Here is a 17,181-nt window from a genome sequence, read left to right as displayed (position 1 = left end):
GGACCATCGTCTTGAACTCCTGAACCTGCTCACCCCGGGTGCCGAAGCAGGTGTAGCCGTTGTGCGGGGCGAAGAAGCCGATGGTGTTGTAGCCCCAGTAGTTCGACAGGCCCTTGTCCTGCAGGGTCGAGTCGTCGACGAACTGGTGCACGGGCATGAGCTCGATCGCGGTGACCCCGAGCTTCTTCAGATGCTTGATCATCGCCGGGTGCGAGATCCCGGCGTAGGTGCCGCGCACGTCCTCCGGGATGTCCGGGTGGCGCATCGTCATGCCCTTGACGTGCGCCTCGTAGATCACCGTCTCGTTGTAGGGGATGCGCAGCGGCCGGTCGTCGGCCCAGTCGAAGAAGTCGTTGGTGACGACCGACTTCATCATCCGCGGCGCGGAGTCCTCGTCGTTGAAGGAGTCCGGGTCCCCGAAGTCGTAGGAGAACAGGGCCTGGCCCCACTCGATCCGGCCGTCGATAGCCCTCGAGTAGGGGTCGAGCAGCAGCTTGGACGGGTTGCAGCGCAGCCCGGCGGCCGGCTCGTAGGGGCCGTGCACGCGGTAGCCGTAGCGCTGACCGGGCCACACCCGGGGCACGTACCCGTGCCAGACCAGGCCGTTGCGCTCCGGGAGGTCGAGGCGGGTCTCGGTGCCGTCGGAGTCGAACAGGCAGAGCTCGATGCGCTCGGCGGCCTCGGAGAAGATCGCGAAGTTGGTACCGCCGCCGTCGAACGACGAGCCGAGCGGGTAGGGCGAGCCGGGCCAGATGTGCAAAGCGACCTCCACGACGAACGCCCACGGAGCTGCGAGCACGTCTTTGTATCGACTGGGCCCACGGCCCGCGACCCAGGGCGGCGCGACGATCGCCACAGCGGGAGAACCGGCCGCCGGAGGTTTACGGATGCCCGGATCGGCTACGCGGGGCTCTTGTGGAGGTCGACCTTCGCCACCTCGACGAGGGCTCCCTGACGGCGCAGCTGGCTCGCACCGGAGAACGCGCCGAGGCCGACGTGCTGCGCGAACCCTCGTCGTGGGCGACCATCCGCCCGGCGGAGTCCACCCGGTCACCCTCGCGCACGAACCCGTCGGATCGGCGTATGCCGAGTGCGCCGGCCCGTCCACCGGTACCACTCGACGCCCAGCAGCACGAGCAGCGCGAGCTCGACGACGGCGCCCCCGTAGTACATGACCTGGGCCCCGGCCTCGGCCCGGGCGGCCGGGACCCCCGTCGGCGGTCCGGCGTACAGGGACTTGGCGAGGATCCCGTGAGCGGCCATGACGCCCACGAGCACCGCGGCCCGGACCTCGAGCGCGGCGCGGTGCGGGGCAGGGTCGCGACCGACGACCGAGGCCGTGAACAGCGCCCCGGCGAGGAACACGTGCGCCTGGACGAGCGGGCTGTGCGCGGCCGGGTAGAGCCCGGTCCGGTAGACCACCCAGAGCCCGCCGACGTCGAGGACGGCGGCGACGACGGGATGGGTGAGGATCGCGACGGGTCTCGACCGCAGCACCTCCGCGAGGCGGCGGGCGTCCCGTGCCGGGAGGGCGCACAGGGCGAGCGTCACCGGCCGCGCCGAGACCACCAGCAGCGGGGCCAGCATCCCGAGCAGGAGGTGACCGGTCATGTGCGCCCGGAAGTCCGCGTGCCCGGCGGCGGCCAGGGGACCGGCGACGGCGACTCCGGCGCACGCCAGCCCGAGGGACCAGGACACGGTCCGTGTCGCGGGCCAGGTCCGGCCGCGGCGGCGAGCGGCGCGGACGGCGACGAGCCAGCCGGCGAGCGCACAGGCCGGCAGCAGGACCTGGACGGTCCCGTCAGGGACGAGCCCGACGTGGTGGTGGTTCACGTCGCGGCCCGCGAGCGTGGACGGGTCGTGTACACGAGCAGCACGCCCGCCACCAGGATCCCCGCCGCCAGGATGTTCCAGGCCAGGTCGTAGCCGAGGAGCGGGACCCCGTAGCGGATCTGGTGGAGCCCGAGCAGCTTGTGCTGCACGATCCCGTCGTAGAGCTGGAAGAACCCCGCGCCCGCGAGCAGGCCGCCGAGGAAGCGCCGGCCGTGGAATGCGCGGTCCCGGAGCAGGCGGGCGGCCCCGAACAGGCCCGCCACGGTGGCGAACCAGCTGAAGGCGTGAAACAGGCCGTCGGAGACCAGGCCGACCCCGGTCGTCGAGCGGTCGTAGAAGTGGTGCCAGTGCAGGAGTTGGTGGAACACCGTCTCGTCGACGAACGCGACGACACCGAGGCCGAGCAGGATCCCGGAGACCAGGTTCGCCCGTGACGCTCGTTCCATGCCCGGGGCTACCCGGCGGGCGCGCGGGCAACCGGCCCCGGCCGCGGTCAGATGTCGGCTCGGCGCTCCATGAGGACCCCCTTGGCCTGGCCGATGGCGTCGCGGCTGCGCAGCGCCTCGGTCAGCTGCGCCTTCTCCAGCTCGGCCTTCGCCGCCGCGACGATGACGCGGTCCAGGACCTCGTGGACGGTCGAGACGTCGAGGAGCTCGTGGGCCAGCACGAGGAACTCCGCGGCGACACCGTTCGGCACGGCGACGGCGGGTCGTGAAGCGTTGTCGTGAACCGACATCGACTTCTCCTCGGCGAAGCAAGGGCTGCCCGAGCCGCGACCGGACCAGCTGCGGACGACCGGTTCGTCCCGCCACGAACTCCAGCCATCGCAGGCTGCGCAGCGCCGAGGCGACCGAGGCCGCGTCAGCTGCCCTCGTCCGGTTCCATCGGCTGGCTCGGCGCGCCGGGGCGGGGCATGGCCATGGGCTCGGCCGGGTCCTCGCCCTCGGCCTGGACCTCGGGGGGAAGGCGTTCGGGTGTCCGATCCTCGTCCGGATCGTCGTGCTCGGGGGTGCTCATGGGGGGCCTCCGTCGGTGTGAGCGCCGGGTACCCGCCGGCCGGCGGTTTACTCCGGACGGCCGGAGCAACTGCGCGCGGGAGACTGCGCAGCACCGGGTGCTCCGGCGGAGCCGGGGAGCCTTCGGGGGATTAGTGCGGCACCTCGGGTGGTACCAGCGCTTCGTGGCCCCGAGCGCACCGAGCACGCCTCGTGGGCCCTCCGTGCGGTGGAGACCCCGGCCGGGGTGCCCGCTGCGAACATCCGGCTCGACCCGGCGATCCGCGGGCCGGCCGGTGTCCTCCTGAGCACCCTGCGAACGACCGTCAGAAAGGTCCGCGATGAGCACCGAATCACGTTCCGTGAGCTACACCGTCCCCGGCATGGAGGAGAAGGACGCCGCCGTCGTCATCGACATCCTGCAGGGTCGGCTGAACGCGCTGAACGATCTCGCGCTGACCCTCAAGCACGCGCACTGGAACGTGATCGGCCCGAACTTCATCGCCGTGCACACGATGCTCGACCCGCAGGTCGACGGCGTCCGGGAGATGGTCGACGACGTGGCCGAGCGCATCGCGACCCTCGGGGGCTCGCCCTGCGGTACGCCCGGCGCCCTGGTCGCCGCTCGGAGCTGGGACGACTACTCGATCGGACGTGACGACGCGATCGCCCACCTCGGGGCCCTGGACCTCGTGTACACGGGCGTCATCGCCGAACACCGGGACGCGATCGCGAAGACCGAGGATCCCGACCCGGTCACCCAGGACCTGCTCATCGGCCAGGCCGGTGACCTCGAGCAGTTCCAGTGGTTCGTCCGCGCCCACCTGGAGAACACCGACGGCACCCTGCGTACGGGGGGCGCGAACACCGAGACGGAGGCGGCCCGCAAGGCCTGAGGGCCGTTCCGCGGATCTCCCGGCGGGTCCGCCCCGCGCGCGGAATCGCTGTGGAGTGCTCCGTCGGCACGAACGGAGCACTCCCGCCGACGTGTCCGTGCAGCGACACCGCGCTGGGCGCGGCTCGTCAGACGCTGCCCGGGCCCTCACCACCGGCACTGCCGGGACCCTCGCCCGCGTCGCTGTCCGGGCCCTCCCCGCTGTCGCTCCCCGGGCCGTCGCCGGTCAGGATCTCGGTGTCCGGATCGTCGCGTGGTTCGGTCATGGTGCGGGCTACCACCCGTTGCCCCGCACCATGCCGGATCCGTCCGATTCGCGGGGTGAAGGCCCGCGGTGATCCACTCGCCGGCCCGTGGGCCTGCGGCCCGCAGCGTCCCCGCCCCCGACCGCCGCGAACCCGCGAAACCCGCGAAAAATAGCTCCAGGAAATGTGTGCCGGCAGGTGTGGGCCGATGTCGCCGGGCTATTCCTCGGCATCGTCCGATTTCCGGACGCGATCCCGTCGTCGGCGACGAGACGACGGGCGGAAAAGGAGAACGTGTACATGGCTGCGAACATCCAGGACCCGACCGCGATCCACGGGCTCACCGTCACCGGGCGAGGCGGGGAGAAGCTCGGGAAGGTCGACGGCGTCTATCTCGACAACGAGACCCAGCGCCCGGAATGGGCGGCGGTGAAGAGCGGCCTGTTCGGGACCCACATCTCCCTGGTGCCGCTGGCGACGGCGGAGGTGTCCGGCGACGAGCTGCGGGTGCCGTTCGACAAGGACGCCCTCAAGGGGGCGCCGCACCACGACCCCGACCGGGAGCTGAGCCCGCAGCAGGAGATCGAGCTGTTCGAGCACTACGGCATCCCGTACGGCGGCGACACGGTGACCGCACAGGTGGGCGGCGGCGCCGGGGGAGGCCCGCTGCGCGGCCGGCACCCCGAGGGCCGGCACGAGAGGATCGAGGACGACCGCGGTGAGCGGGACGAGGTCGCGCTCGGTGCGGAGGGTGTCGAGGACGGCGTGGCCGGCCCGCCCCGGGGCGGCGTCGCCGGGGACGTGGACCGGAGCCGCGGCGCCGACCGTAGGGAGGGCGTCGAGGCCGGCAGGACCGCCGGTCACGAGCCCGGTGCGGTCGGACACGACACCTCCGGCCCGACCACCGACGACGCGATGGCCCGCTCGGAGGAGCGGCTGCACGTGGGCACCGAGCGGACCGAGGCCGGGCGCGCGCGGCTGCGCAAGTACGTGGTCACCGAGAACGTGACGCAGACGGTGCCCGTGTCGCACGAGGAGGTCCGCCTCGAGCGAGAGCCGATCACCGACGGGAACGTCGGCCGGGCCGTCGACGGCCGTCGATCTCGGAGGAGGAGCACGAGGTGACGCTGCACGCCGAGCGCCCGGTCACCGAGTCCGAGGCCGTGCCCGTCGAGCGGGTCCGGCTGGGCAAGGAGACCGTGACCGAGGAGCGTGAGGTCTCCGGCGAGGTCCGCAAGGAGGAGATCGACACCTCCGGGCTCGAGCACGGCCGCAACCGCTGAGCCTCGCCCGGGAGGCGCGCGGGCGGCTCCCGGGCCTCTACGGCCCTGCCGCAGATACGTGGAAAGCCCTGCGGGAACACGCGACGGCCCGTTCCGCTGCTTTCCCGGGAGGGCGGTGAAATCGTTCTCGGCGACTCAGCGAATGCTCCGCCATCGCCTCGGGAGAACTCGCCCCGACCATTCGGGATCTCACTTCACGGGGCCCCGGTTCATCACCACCTCGGCCAACCGCTCCAGGGACTCGGTGTTGCGGAGCTTGAGCAGGTACGACTCGATCGGCCACGGGACGAGCCGGGCGGGGCCGCTCTCGCTCCGTTCGGCCATCGTCACCAGCGTCCCCTCCGGAACGGGGTCGAGCGTGATCCGGACACGGGCCGCTCCCGCGGGCCAGGCCCGGGCGTGGAGTTCGAGCATCCGCCCGGGCTCGACCGCGAGGACCTCCGTGCTGTCCTCGATCTGCAGGGGCCAGATTCCGACGCTGTGATGCAGCTTCGACCCGACCGCGGGCCAGTCCGGGTCGACCGAGCGCATGTGCGTCGCGCCGACGACCCACAGTGGATAGGACCAACCGTCGGCAAGGACCGCGAAGACCCGGTCCGGATCGGTCGGGATCACGCGACTGACCTCGATCATGTTCGCTCCCTCGGGCGGTGACGTCGGACGGAAGGACGCCGGCGGGTCATCCCGCCCGCCGGCGGACGACGGCGGAGAGGACCCCGAGGGCCCCGAGCCCGAGGAGCCGCCTGGTGCGTTCCCGGCGCCGGCCGTGCCATCCACCGTGGACCTCACGCGGACCGCGAGCGGGCCGGTACAGGTTGCCGGGGCTCGTCGGGACGGGCTCCCGGGAGAAGCCTAGATGTTCCACGTCACGTGCGAGGAGGCGTTCGGCCGAACCCGGGGAGATCTTGTACTGCGCCAGCAACGCCCGTCCCAGCAGCCCGCCGGCCACGACCTCGCGGCGCGGGAACCGGATCTGGTTCACGATGATGCGGGCGACCCGCTCCGGCGCGTAGACCGGCGGGATCGCGCGCGCTCGTCGCCCTGTGTGGTTCGCGGCGTCGCGCCAGATGGGGGTGTCGATGGCGGCCGGCAGGACCGTGCACACCTTGACCCCCCGCACACCGGCCAGCCGGAGCTCCTCGCGCAGGCTCCCCCCGAGTCCCCGCAGCGCGAACTTCGACATCGCGTAGGACGAGCCGTAGGGCTGGGCGATCACGCCGAGGATGGACGAGACGGTGACGACGACGCCGCGGTTGCGCTCGATCATCCGGGGCAGGGCCGCCCGACAGCCGTGGACGGCTCCCATCACGTTCACGTCCAGGACCCGGCGGGTGTCCGCCAGGGGGACGTCGAGGAACGACCCGAACGCGATGACCGAGGCCGCGTTGACCCACGCGTCCACCCGGCCGAAGCGCTGCACCGCGATCTCGGCGGCCCGGTCCACGGCAGCGGCGTCGGTGACGTCCGCCGGCACCACCGCGGCCGTCCCGCCGAGGGAGGTGCACTGGACGGCGACCACGCCCAGTGCCTCCGCGTCCCTGGCCACGAGCACGAGTCTCGCGCCCCGGCGGGCCAGGGCGAGCGCCGTCGCCCGGCCGATGCCGCTCGACGCGCCGGTCACCACCGTGACACAGCCCTTGATCCGCATGCCCCGGCAGTACCCCGAGCGGGCCGGCTCATGCCGGCTCGGATGGATGCGCGCGAATCGGGGTATGGGTGGTCATGAGCACGGAGAAGTCCGAACTGGACCGGCTCGCCGCGGAGATCGCCGGATCCGCCTCGGCGGCGGGACGCACGGTGGCGGTGGCGGAGTCGCTGACCGGCGGCATGATCTCCTCGGCCCTGGCCGCGGCCGAGGATGCGTCCGAGTGGTTCCGCGGCTCGCTCGTGGCCTACTCGAGCGAGGTCAAGCACGAGGTGCTGCACGTACCCGAGGGGCCGGTGGTCAGCGCGCCCGCCGCCCGCGCCATGGCCCGCGAGGTCCGACGCCTCCTGGGCGCGGACGTCGCCGTGGCGGTGACCGGGGCCGGGGGCCCCGACCCCCAGGACGGGCGACCGCCGGGCACGGTGTTCCTCGCGGTCGACGACGGCGTCGACTGCGTGGTCGTCGACCGGGATCTCGACGGGGAGCCGGAGGAGATCTGCGTCGGTGCGGCGGAAGCCGCCCTCGAACTGCTGGCCGGCCGCTTCCGGTCGGGCTGAGGACCGCCGGCCGCGCCGCCAGTGGACTTCGCGAACGCGGACGGATTCGCGCGCGGGGGTGAGCGGCCGGGCGCTGCGCCGGGAGCGCGGCCGCCGCGGCGGGTCCCGGACCTCAGCGCCGTTCGGCCCTTCCGCGGTGGGGAAACACGGGACGGCCTCGGAGACGCCCGTGACCTCGAGAGCGCGGATGACGGCGCGGTTGCCCGGACCGGTGACCCCGCGCAGCTCGACGTCGCGCCGGGCCGCCTCGCGCGCGGCGGTGACGATCATGGCGTCCCTTCTCGACCGCGCTCGCGGTCTTCCGATCTCAGGGGCCCAGGTCGTCGCCCGGGAGGGCACCGACTTGCGGGAAGCGCCGCGGCTGGGAGCAGGACCTCAGGAGCACAGGGCTGAACCTCTGACGTCGGCGCGACCGGACGAGGGTGCCATATCCGCTCGGCGCGGTTCGCCACGTGCACCTCGCCGATCCAGACGATCCCGGCGTCGCGGGCGCGCCGGGTGCCGGCGGGGTCCACGAACGGCGGGGGACCGCTCGCGATTCGCGGCCCGGTGAGCCTTCCGCACGGCGTCGGCGTGCCCCGTCGCTTTCTCGGGCCCGGCTCGGTGGTTTCCGGGCACCGGGGCGGACAACGATTTCCGGCATCGTGATGACAACGGCGTTCGGCGGGCACCTGCCGGGGCCACACGCCGACGGGAGGTGCGCCGGTGACCCGGGGTCGGCGTCCCCGCGGGCCCACCAAGGCCGAGGCCCTGCCCGGGAGTTCGGCGGCGAGGGGCACGCGGATCCGTCGTCCTAGGGTCGTCGCTCCTGGTCCGGACGCCGGGAGCCTCCCGTCTCCGACGAACGGGGCCCCGACCACCTGATGGCGGTGTCGCGCTCGACAATTCCTGAAAGGTGTGGAGAATCGAGCAGGAAATACCCGCGCATCTCAGAACGGAATAGATATGGCCAGAGTCACAGAAGTGCGTCTCGTCGACGACATCGACGGGGGTGATGCGGATGAGTCGATCGAGTTCACGCTCGACGGCAAGGCGTTCGAGATCGATCTGAACGCGGCACACGCTGCGGAGTTGCGGGATGCCCTCGCTCCGTTCGTGGGGGCGGCGAGGCGGGCCGGTGGTGGGTCCGCGGTCGCTCGCCCGAAGAGCTTCGCGCGATCGGCGCGTTCCCGTGAGGAGACCGCGGCGATCAGGGAGTGGGCGAGCGCGAACGGGTTCGAGGTCGCTCCGCGCGGCCGCATCCCGTCGGCGGTGATCGAGGCCTACGAGAACCGGGGCACGGCGTCTTCCACGGACGCGACGCCCGTGGAGGTCGAGACCACCACCGTCGAGGCGGAGGCCAAGCCGAAGCGCCGGCCCCGGCGGAAGGCCGCGGAGAAGGCCGACGCCTGAGCAGGTCGTGACCGAGGGGCCGGGGCGTTCCCCCGGCCCCTCGGCCGTTCTCATCCGGACGGCGCCCCGGACCCGGTCGGGGCGCGTCTACCCGGCCGGAGAGGCGCTCCAGAGCGCGGGGATCGCGGCGGCGTCCGCGCTGTGGCCGAGGGCCGGGAGCCCGTAGAGGTCCTCGAGCGTGCGCAGCAGCCCGTAGTGGTCGGCGCGCTCGGTGACCGGACCGGGGGAGACCCGCTCACCCACCGCGACGGTGGCGATGTGGTTGTCGGAGTCGTGCTTGGACTCGGACTCGTCGAAGGACACGAGGAGCAGGCTGTTGTGCGTGCGGGCCCAGGTCGCGTACGGGGCGAGGTTGTCGCGCAGCCAGGCGTCACCCTCCGCGATTGAGCAGTCGTGCATGTCGTGGCACAGGTTCGGGATGACGAAGGAAACCGTCGGCAGGGTCGAGTAGTCCGTCGGCATCGCGTCGAGCGGCTGGTTCGCCGAGGCGGGCACGCTGCTGAAGTTCGTCCAGGGGCTGTGCTTGCGGGCGTAGCCGTCGTGCTCGCAGCCGGTGTACCCCGGCTCGGGCAGGTCTTCGGAGTAGCCGGCGAAGGTGTACCCGGCGTCGACGAGCTCGCCGGCCAAGTTCGGTGCGTCCGAGGTGTGGGGGCAGCTGTCGTCGGTGACGCCGTGGGTGTCCCCGGAGAACAGCGCCACGTAGTTGGGCTGGCTGGGGTGGGTCTCGGCGTGCATGTCGGTCAAGGACGCGCCGGACCGGGCGAGGGAGGCGAGGTAGTGGCCCTCCCGCAGGGCGTCGCCCTCGTCCTTGTTCTCCAGCATGACGATCACCACATGGTCCGGCCGGGCCGGCGTGGCCGGGGTGGTGTCGGCCGCGCCGGTGACCGCGACACCGGGGGCGGGGCCGGTGCATGCGGAGAGCACCGCGGTGGCGAACACCGCGAGCAGCGCCGGTACGGCTGAACGCATCCTGATCATGGTCTCCCTCTTCGTGCCCCGTCGATACTGGCCCCGCCGCCGTCGCCCGGCTGCCTCCGTCATCAGGTCGGGTTGCAGTCCTCATCGGAACGGAGGACGCCGGGTGCGGCCGCACGTGTCGGGAGCAGCAGGGTGAACGTCGGTGGCGACGAGCGGGTCAGGGCCAGCCGGCCCCCCTCGGCCTCGGCGAGGGTCCGGGCCAGGGCGAGACCGATCCCGTGCCCGTCGGCGCGCCCGGACCGGCGGGCGAACAGGTCCGCGGCCGGAACGGGGATGCCGGGTCCCCGGTCGGCCACGTCGAGCGCGATCGCACCCCCCGCGTCGCGGACGGTGAGGGTGACCTCGCCGCCACCGTGGCGGACGGCGTTGTCGACGAGCACGGCCAGGACCTGGCGGATCGCCGCGGTCGACGCCACGGCCACCGGCAGCCCGGGTTCGACGGCGACCCGCAGATCGCGCCCGGACGAGGTCAGCAGCGGCCGCCAGTGCTGGCCGAGGTCGTCGAGGAGGGCGCCGAGATCGAGCTCGGTGCGGTCGGTCCTCGTGTCGCGGGCGAGGGCGAGGAGGTCCTCGACGGTGCGCTGGAGCCCGTCGGCGGCCCGCACGGCGACGACCATGGCGGCCCGGGGGTCGGCCTCGGGGTCCTCCAGGGCGGACTCGAGGCTGAGCCGCAGCCCGGCCAGCGGGGTGCGCAGCTGATGGGAGGCGTCGGCGGAGAAGGCCCGTTCGCGGGCGACGAGGGCGCCGAGCCGGTAGGCGGTGGTGTCCAGGTCGGCGCCGACGGAGTCGATCTCGGTGATGCCGACCCGCGGGGCGCGTGCGGTGAAGTCGCCGTCGCCGAGGCGGCGGGCAGCGGTGGAGAGCTGTTCGAGCGGCCCGGCGAGCCGCCCGGCCTGGCGCCGGGCGACCACCCACACCGCCGTCAGCGCCGTGGCGGCGAGCGCGAGCATCGCCGCCCAGACCAGCGCGACCTGGAGGTAGACCTCGGCGGGCGAGCTGGAGACGCGGATGGCGCCGGCGCGGGGGTCGTCGCCGATCACGGGGACCGCGACGACCCCGTCGTCGTCGGTGTCCTGCGCGGCCCGGGAGAGCACCTCGGAGACGGACCGGTCCGCGGTGTCCGGGCCGGTGCCGAGGACGCGGGTGCCGGCGCGGTCGTAGAGGGCGACGTCGGCACGCTCGGCCGAGGTGGGCAGCTGCGGGTCCCGGCCGCGGGCGAGATCGACGGCGACGGTCAGCGCGGCGACGCTGGCGACCTGGTCGAGCTCGCTCCGCTCGTCGTCGGCGAGGTACTTGACGACGATCCCGGCCAGCGGCAGCCCGAACAGGGCGATCGCCAGGACGGCGGCCGCGAGGGTGAGCACGATGATGCGTCTGCGCATGTCCCTGGTTCGGCTCGGTGGAGTGGCCTCGGTGCGGGTCGACCGGTTCGACGCCGTGCGGCACGGCGATCAGCGGGACCGTGACCGGCGCGAACAGTACGGTCCCCGCCGCCGCCGGGAGAGCTCGACACGGCTCGCCGCCCGCTGGTGCAGCGAGGTCGTCGACGAGGTGGTCGAGCTCCCCCGGCGCCAGAGCGGGTCGTCGTGGCAGGAGGGGCTCCTGGTCTCAGACCGGCCGGGTCTGCGGCGTGGAGCGCGCGACGAGCCGCGGGTCCCGGGTGACGACGTCGCCGAGGACCTCGTCGATCCGCTTCATCGCGTCTGCCGGGATGGACACGCCGGCGGCCTTCGCGTTCTCGGCCACCTGCTCCGGGCGGGAGGCGCCCACCAGGGCTGCGGAGACGTTGCGGTTCTGCAGCACCCACGCGACGGCCAGCTGGGACAGCGACAGGCCCAGGTCGCCCGCGATCGGCCCGAGCTCCTGGACGCGGGTCAGCGTGTCGTCGTTCAGGTAGCGGCTGATCATGTCCGCGCCGCCCTTCTCGTCCGTGGCCCGAGAACCCTCCGGGAGCGGCTGCCCGGGCTTGTACTTGCCGGTCAGTACGCCCTGGGCGATCGGCGACCAGACGATCTGGCCGATCCCGAGCTCCTCGCAGGTCGGGACGACCTCGTCCTCGATCACCCGCCAGAGCATCGAGTACTGCGGCTGGTTGGAGACGAGCGAGATCCCGAGGTCGACGGCGAGGGCGTGCGCGGCGCGGATCTGTTCGGCGGTCCACTCGCTGACGCCGACGTAGAGCGCCTTCCCCGCGCGCACGATGTCGGCGAAGGCCTGCATCGTCTCCTCGAGCGGGGTGAAGGCGTCGTAGCGGTGGGCCTGGTAGAGGTCGACGTACTCCATCTGCAGCCGGCGGAGGCTGCCGTCGATCGACTCCATCATGTGCTTGCGGGACAGACCGGTGTCGTTCTTGCCCTTGGGATCCGGGCCGACCGGCCAGTACACCTTCGTGAAGACCTCGAGGGACTCGCGTCGTTCGCCCTTGAGCGCCGCGCCGAGGACCTCCTCCGCCTTGCCGTTGGCGTAGGCGTCGGCGGTGTCGAAGCTGGTGATGCCGCTGTCCAGGGCGGCGCGGACGCACGCCGTCGCGACGTCGTTCTGCACCTGGGACCCGTGGGTGAGCCAGTTGCCGTAGGTGATCTCGGAGATCTGTATTCCGGAGCGGCCGAGGTGACGGAATTCCATGGGGCCGATCCTGCACCCGCCCGGGCCACGGGTCGCGTCGGGCGGGCGGGCCGGGAGGCGCGAGGACGGGGCCGGTCCCTATGCGGGGGTGAGCAGGACCGACCCGGCGGCGCCGTCGACCGTGATCCGCTGTCCGGTGGTGATCACGCCGGTCGCGTCGGGGACCCCGACGACGGCGGGGATGCCGTACTCGCGGGCGACGACCGCGCCGTGGGAGTTGGCGCCGCCCATCTCCATCACGAGCCCGCCCGCGGTGAGGAACAGCGGCGTCCAGCCCGGATCGGTGGAGGGCACGACGAGGATCTCCCCGGGTTCGAGGTGCGCGTCGGCGGGGTCGAGGACGACGCGCGCGAGGCCGGTGACCTCGCCGGCCGACGCGGGGGTGCCGACGAGGGCGCCGTCGCCCGCCGCCGGTGCGGAGAGGGCCTCGGGCTCGGTGCCGTCGGAGAGCAGGACCCGCGGGACGTGGCGACGCCGCAGCTCCCGCGCGTGGTCCTCCCGGCGCTGCGCGACGACGTCGCGGTGGTCGGCCCCGAGCAGCGCCGACCGCGCCTCCGCGAGATCGAGGAAGAAGACGTCGTCGGCCTCCGCGAGCAGCCCGCGCCCGGCCAGCTCGGCCCCGACGGCGACGAGGTCGGTCCGCGCGGCGGCGATCAGGCGGACCAGGTGGTCCTTGTGCGTCTCCCGCAGCCCGGCGAGCTCCCGCGTCCGCTGCAGGGCCCAGCCGACGACGAGGGCGCGGGGCCGGGAGCGCCGCCGCACCCGTGCGACGACGTCGGCGACGGCCTTCTCGGCGGCCGCGGCACCGCGGGCGAACATCGCGTCGGGGGTCGACGCGCGGTCGCCGTCGATGGCGAGCCGGAGATAGCCGGCCAGCACGCCGAGGACGTAGGAGGGGTCGTCGCGCCAGCGCGGCACGCCGATGTCGATCTCGGCGACGGCCCGGTGCCCGTGACGGCGGAGGAACCGGTCGAGCTCGTCGCGCAGCAGCTCGGGCAGCGGACCGGAGCCGGCGCGCAGCCGGGCGACCGACGGGTCGTCGGCGCGCAGGCGGACGGCGACCTGCCAGAGCTCGAGGTCCATCTCGGTGGTGACGTTGTGGGGGAGCGAGCGCAGCAGGTCGTGGGTGGTCCGCGCGTCGATCTCGGGGCCGGCGAGGGCGCGGGCGAGTCCGAGCGCGAGGAATCCGGCCCCGGCGACGGGGGCGACGGTCGGCAGTACGGGGAAGACCCGGCCGAGCAGGGCGAGGGCGCGGTCGTGCCGTTCCAGGCCGGTTGTGGCGGGCGGGAGAGCCGCCGTCAGACCGTCGCCGACCCGCCGGACGCGCCGCCGCGCCGCGGCCGGGGCCGCCAGGGCCCGCCCGATCTGCAGCGGGACGCGGTACCGGACGAGCACGCGCAGCACCCGGCGGGCGAACGACCACGGGGACCGCGTGCGCACGGCGAACGCGGGCTCGTCCATCAGCTTCCGGAGGACCACGGCGGAGCGGGCCTCCATCACGTCGAGGATCCGCGGGACGATCCTGCGGCCGACGGCGTTGCGCAGGGCCGCTGTGACGTCGACGAAGACCCGCCCGCCGGCGACGGCCAGCGCCGAGGGACCCGCGAGCTCGTCCGCCGGGATCCCGAACCCCAGACGCGAGCCGGCCGCGCCGATCACCCGGAACGCGGCGATGCCCATGGGGGTGATCGGCCGGGTCAGGCCCTGCGCGAGGCTGAGGCACAGGTAGGCCCGCAGCCCCGGGCCGCTCGGTTCCGGGAGCGGATGCAGCGTGGTGATAGGCCGCGACTGGGTCAGCCGGACCGCGCCGGCGGTGTCGATCGCCCACTCGATGTCCTGCGGGGCGCCGTAGTGGGCCTCGACCCGGCGGCCGAGGGCGACCAGCGCCCGGACCTCGTCGTCGGTCAGCGCGCGCTCGCCACGGCGATCACTGCCGGCGACCTGCTCGGTCCCGCCGCCCGGTACAGCCCGCACCTCGACGGCCTTGTCCCCGGGCCGGTAGTCGATCGTCGAGCCCTCGACGACCACGTGGTCGGGGTTGACCGCCCCCGAGACCACGGCTTCGCCGAGCCCCGGGCTCGCGTCGATCACGGAACGCGTGCGGCGCCCGGACACCGGGTCCGCGGTGAACAGCACGCCCGCGACCCGCGCGTCCGCCATCCGCTGCACCACCACCGCCAGCGCCACCTCGTGCCCGTCGATCCCGGCGGACGCGCGGTAGGACGCGGCCCGATCGGTCCACAGGGAGGCCCAGCACCGGCGTACGGCGTCGAGCACCGCCTCGGTGCCGACGACGTTGAGGTAGGTGTCCTGCTGGCCGGCGAAGCTGGCCGACGGCAGATCCTCCGCGGTGGCCGAGGACCGGACCGCGACGGGCACCCGGTCGCCGAGCCGCTCGTACGCCTCGGCCACCGCGGCCTCGACGTCCGGCGCGATCGGGACCGCGAGCAGCGCCTTCCTGGCCGCGGCGGCGAGCGCGGCGTCCTCGGCGCGACCCAGCACCTCGTCGAGTCCCGCGGCGTCCGCCGCCCGCCGGTACGCGTCCGTGGTGACGCAGAACCCGGACGGGACGTCGAACCCCGCAGCACGCAGCTCGGCGAGATTGGCTGCCTTGCCACCGACGAGACCCGGGTGGCGCGCGTCGGGACCGTCGAGGTCGAGGACCGTCATCGACCGAGCTTATCTCAACAGGCGTTGAAATTCACCCGTCGATTCAGCTGCCCAGCGCCTCGGAGATCTCGTCGGCGGTCTTCCGGACGAGGTCCAGGATGTCCTTGCGGCGCTGGTCGTCGACCCGGAACGACGGGCACGGCGCGGACAACGCCGCCACGGTCCGGCCGTCCTCGCGGATCGCCGCCGCCGGCGCCCAGACCCCCTCGTCGATCTCCTGGTTGCTGATCGCCCAGCCGCGCGCGACGTCGCGCTCCACCTCGGCCAGGAACCCCTCGCGGCCGCTGACCGGGGGCAGCGCTCCCGAGCTCAGCGCCCGGTCGACGTAGTCCGCGCGCTCGCCGGCGCCGAGCCCGCCGAGCAGTAGCCGGGCGCTGGCTCCGCGCAGGGGTGGCAGGGGCTGTCCCGGCTCGAAGGAGAGCCGGAACCTGCTGGGCGACTCGACCCGGTGGATGCACACGGGCAGGCCGTGGACCAGCCGCATCAGCAGGACCGACTCCCCGATCTTCTCGGAGAGGGCCCGCATGGCGGGCTCGGCGATGTCGACGATCGGGGCGGCCCGGCGCGCGGCGCGCGCGAGCGCGGCGACCCGCATCGTCAGGTGGTAGCGCCCCCGCGAGCCCTCCTCGATCAGGCCCATGTCGCGCAGCAGGGCCACGTACCGGTGCACCGAGGGCGCCGGGATGTCCAGCGCCTCCGCGAGATCCCGGACCGAGGCCACCGGGCGCTGCTCGGTGAACGCGAAGAGCAGGTCGAGTGCCCGCCGCCCGCTGTCGGCACCGGCCTTCGCGGTTGCCACCGTGTCGCCTCCCCGTTGACGCCGGACATTGCGCGATCTACTGTACCGATATCGCACAGCGATAATAAGCTATCACATAGCGATAGGATGCGACCCAATGGTGTGGACCGCGGAGCGGAGCGGGGTGGCTGTCCTCCCCGACACCGCGAGGGCGAGCGTCGCCCTGCCGAACGGCAGCAGCGAGATCCGGCAGCTGGCGATCGCGCCGGCCGACGCGGACACGGGCTGGCTGCGGGTGACGGCGTCCGGGATCTGCGGCACCGACGTCGGGCTGTACGCGGCGGGCGTGGCGGAGCCGACGATCCTGGGGCACCACGTCGTCGGCGAGATCGCCTCGATCGGCGCGTCGGCCGCGCGGCGCTGGGGCGTGCGGGCCGGCGACCGGGTCGTGATCGAGGAGTACCTCCCCTGCGGGACGTGCCCGACCTGCCGGACCGGGCCCTACCGGCTCTGCCCGGCCACCGACATCTGGGGCGGGGGGCGCCGGATCGGCACCATCCCCGTGGCCGAGTCCCCCGGACTCCTCGGCGGCAACGCCGACCACGTCTTCCTGCCGCCGAACGCGGTCGTGCACCGGCTCCCCGAGGATCTCGACGAGGAGCTGGCGGCCTGGGTCCTGCCCTACGCCAACGCCCTGGACTGGACCGGCGGCGCCGGACGGCTGCGCCCCGGCGACACCGTGGTGGTGCTGGGCCCGGGCTACCACGGGCTCGCCCTCGTGGCCGCCGCGGTCGCGAGCGGCGCCGGACAGGTCGTCGTCGGTGGCCTGGACCGGGACGCGGAGCGCCTGGAGATGGCCGAGGCCCTCGGGGGTACGCCCGTCGTCGTCGGGGCCGACGATCTCACCGCCCGCGTCCGGGCGGCGACCGGGGGCCGGGACGCCGACCTGGTCGTCGACGCCGTGGGGACCGGTCCCGGCGTGGTCGTCCCGGCGGTCGAGCTGCTGGGCCACGGCGGCAGGCTGGTGCTCACCTCACCGAAGCGGCCCGCCGCGGTCGGTGTCGACACCGCGCGCATGGTCCGGCGCAGCCTCACCGTGAGCGCCGTGCGCGGCCGTGCCCCGGAGGCGATCGCCGCCGCGATCTCCTCCCTGGCCGACGGCAGCTCGCACCTGGACCGGGTGCCGACCGTCGCCGTGGACCTCGACGGCGTCGGCGACATGCTCACCCGGCTCGCGGACGGCACCGGACCGGAGTCGCCCCACGTCGTCGTCCGGCCCTCGGCCTGACCGCCTCCCTTCCCACCACATCACGTCGAATCTCGA

17 protein-coding genes and 2 pseudogenes are annotated in these 17,181 nt (G+C 73.7%); 6 read left to right on the top strand and 13 right to left on the bottom strand.

The genetic code is table 11. The features are described 5' to 3' along the window. From JWP64_RS26000 to JWP64_RS25980, 5 genes and pseudogenes are all read right to left on the bottom strand, one after another. Positions 1 to 760 (bottom strand): annotated as a pseudogene (locus tag JWP64_RS26000) (glycogen debranching enzyme); the annotation flags it as partial. A gap of 290 nt (positions 761 to 1,050) precedes the next feature. Beyond that, entirely contained in the window at positions 1,051 to 1,833 is a 783-nt protein-coding gene (locus JWP64_RS25995) for a cytochrome c oxidase assembly protein (protein ID WP_297502328.1), read from the bottom strand. Next, a complete protein-coding gene (locus JWP64_RS25990) occupies positions 1,830 to 2,279 on the bottom strand; it encodes a DUF2243 domain-containing protein (RefSeq protein WP_297502326.1) in 450 nt (149 codons plus the stop codon). Before JWP64_RS25990 ends, JWP64_RS25995 begins: the two co-directional genes overlap by 4 nt. A gap of 47 nt (positions 2,280 to 2,326) precedes the next feature. Beyond that, a complete protein-coding gene (locus JWP64_RS31700; RefSeq protein ID WP_366890608.1) occupies positions 2,327 to 2,569 on the bottom strand; it encodes an ANTAR domain-containing protein in 243 nt (80 codons plus the stop codon). Positions 2,570 to 2,694: 125 nt separating this feature from the next. Beyond that, entirely contained in the window at positions 2,695 to 2,850 is a 156-nt protein-coding gene (locus JWP64_RS25980; RefSeq protein ID WP_297502324.1) for a hypothetical protein, read from the bottom strand. 319 nt (positions 2,851 to 3,169) lie between these two features. Between JWP64_RS25980 and JWP64_RS25975 the strand changes: the two genes are divergently transcribed. After that, the gene (locus JWP64_RS25975) at positions 3,170 to 3,724 is read left to right on the top strand and encodes a DNA starvation/stationary phase protection protein (protein WP_297502323.1); all 555 of its coding nucleotides are present in this window, start codon (positions 3,170 to 3,172) and stop codon (positions 3,722 to 3,724) included. A gap of 127 nt (positions 3,725 to 3,851) precedes the next feature. Here the strand turns inward: JWP64_RS25975 and JWP64_RS25970 are convergent, their stop codons facing one another. Continuing rightward, positions 3,852 to 3,989: a hypothetical protein gene (locus tag JWP64_RS25970; RefSeq protein ID WP_297502321.1), complete on the bottom strand. Its 138-nt coding sequence runs from the start codon at positions 3,987 to 3,989 to the stop codon at positions 3,852 to 3,854. Between the two features lie 279 nt (positions 3,990 to 4,268). Between JWP64_RS25970 and JWP64_RS25965 the strand changes: the two genes are divergently transcribed. Continuing rightward, the gene (locus tag JWP64_RS25965) at positions 4,269 to 5,093 is read left to right on the top strand and encodes a PRC and DUF2382 domain-containing protein (protein ID WP_366890605.1); all 825 of its coding nucleotides are present in this window, start codon (positions 4,269 to 4,271) and stop codon (positions 5,091 to 5,093) included. After that, entirely contained in the window at positions 5,090 to 5,251 is a 162-nt protein-coding gene (locus tag JWP64_RS31695; RefSeq protein WP_366890603.1) for a DUF2382 domain-containing protein, read from the top strand. The genes JWP64_RS25965 and JWP64_RS31695 overlap by 4 nt, the downstream gene beginning before the upstream one ends. Positions 5,252 to 5,440: 189 nt before the next feature. Here the strand turns inward: JWP64_RS31695 and JWP64_RS25960 are convergent, their stop codons facing one another. Beyond that, a complete protein-coding gene (locus JWP64_RS25960; protein ID WP_297502319.1) occupies positions 5,441 to 5,884 on the bottom strand; it encodes an SRPBCC family protein in 444 nt (147 codons plus the stop codon). A 46-nt stretch (positions 5,885 to 5,930) separates the two neighbouring features. After that, positions 5,931 to 6,899, bottom strand: a complete 969-nt coding sequence (locus tag JWP64_RS25955; protein ID WP_297502317.1) for an SDR family oxidoreductase — start codon at positions 6,897 to 6,899, stop codon at positions 5,931 to 5,933. A 74-nt stretch (positions 6,900 to 6,973) separates the two neighbouring features. Between JWP64_RS25955 and JWP64_RS25950 the strand changes: the two genes are divergently transcribed. Beyond that, positions 6,974 to 7,453 carry a CinA family protein gene (locus tag JWP64_RS25950; RefSeq protein ID WP_297502315.1) on the top strand — a complete coding sequence of 160 codons (480 nt, stop codon included), beginning with the start codon at positions 6,974 to 6,976 and terminating at the stop codon, positions 7,451 to 7,453. Between the two features lie 945 nt (positions 7,454 to 8,398). Beyond that, positions 8,399 to 8,719, top strand: a pseudogene (locus JWP64_RS25945) (Lsr2 family protein); the annotation flags it as partial. Between the two features lie 213 nt (positions 8,720 to 8,932). Here the strand turns inward: JWP64_RS25945 and JWP64_RS25940 are convergent. The 5 genes from JWP64_RS25940 to JWP64_RS25920 all read right to left on the bottom strand — a co-directional run bounded on the left by JWP64_RS25940 (position 8,933) and on the right by JWP64_RS25920 (position 15,917). Then, positions 8,933 to 9,814, bottom strand: a complete 882-nt coding sequence (locus JWP64_RS25940) for an alkaline phosphatase family protein (protein WP_297502313.1) — start codon at positions 9,812 to 9,814, stop codon at positions 8,933 to 8,935. A gap of 71 nt (positions 9,815 to 9,885) precedes the next feature. Next, positions 9,886 to 11,205: a HAMP domain-containing sensor histidine kinase gene (locus JWP64_RS25935; protein ID WP_297502312.1), complete on the bottom strand. Its 1,320-nt coding sequence runs from the start codon at positions 11,203 to 11,205 to the stop codon at positions 9,886 to 9,888. Positions 11,206 to 11,431: 226 nt separating this feature from the next. After that, positions 11,432 to 12,448, bottom strand: a complete 1,017-nt coding sequence (locus JWP64_RS25930; protein WP_297502310.1) for an aldo/keto reductase family protein — start codon at positions 12,446 to 12,448, stop codon at positions 11,432 to 11,434. A 78-nt stretch (positions 12,449 to 12,526) separates the two neighbouring features. After that, a complete protein-coding gene (locus JWP64_RS25925; protein WP_297502308.1) occupies positions 12,527 to 15,118 on the bottom strand; it encodes a PEP/pyruvate-binding domain-containing protein in 2,592 nt (863 codons plus the stop codon). Positions 15,119 to 15,161: 43 nt separating this feature from the next. Then, positions 15,162 to 15,917, bottom strand: coding sequence for an IclR family transcriptional regulator (locus JWP64_RS25920; protein ID WP_297502306.1), 756 nt, complete (start codon positions 15,915 to 15,917; stop codon positions 15,162 to 15,164). Between the two features lie 124 nt (positions 15,918 to 16,041). Between JWP64_RS25920 and JWP64_RS25915 the strand changes: the two genes are divergently transcribed. Further along, on the top strand, positions 16,042 to 17,145 hold the full coding sequence (locus tag JWP64_RS25915) for a zinc-binding dehydrogenase (protein ID WP_297502304.1): 1,104 nt from the start codon (positions 16,042 to 16,044) through the stop codon (positions 17,143 to 17,145). The last annotated feature ends 36 nt before the right edge of the window (positions 17,146 to 17,181 follow it).

The sequence above is a fragment of the Pseudonocardia sp. genome, assembly GCF_025465255.1.
In the GTDB taxonomy this organism is placed as follows: domain Bacteria; phylum Actinomycetota; class Actinomycetes; order Mycobacteriales; family Pseudonocardiaceae; genus Pseudonocardia.
Note: the sequence above shows the minus strand (reverse complement) of the source record. Positions and strands in the feature narration are given on the sequence as shown.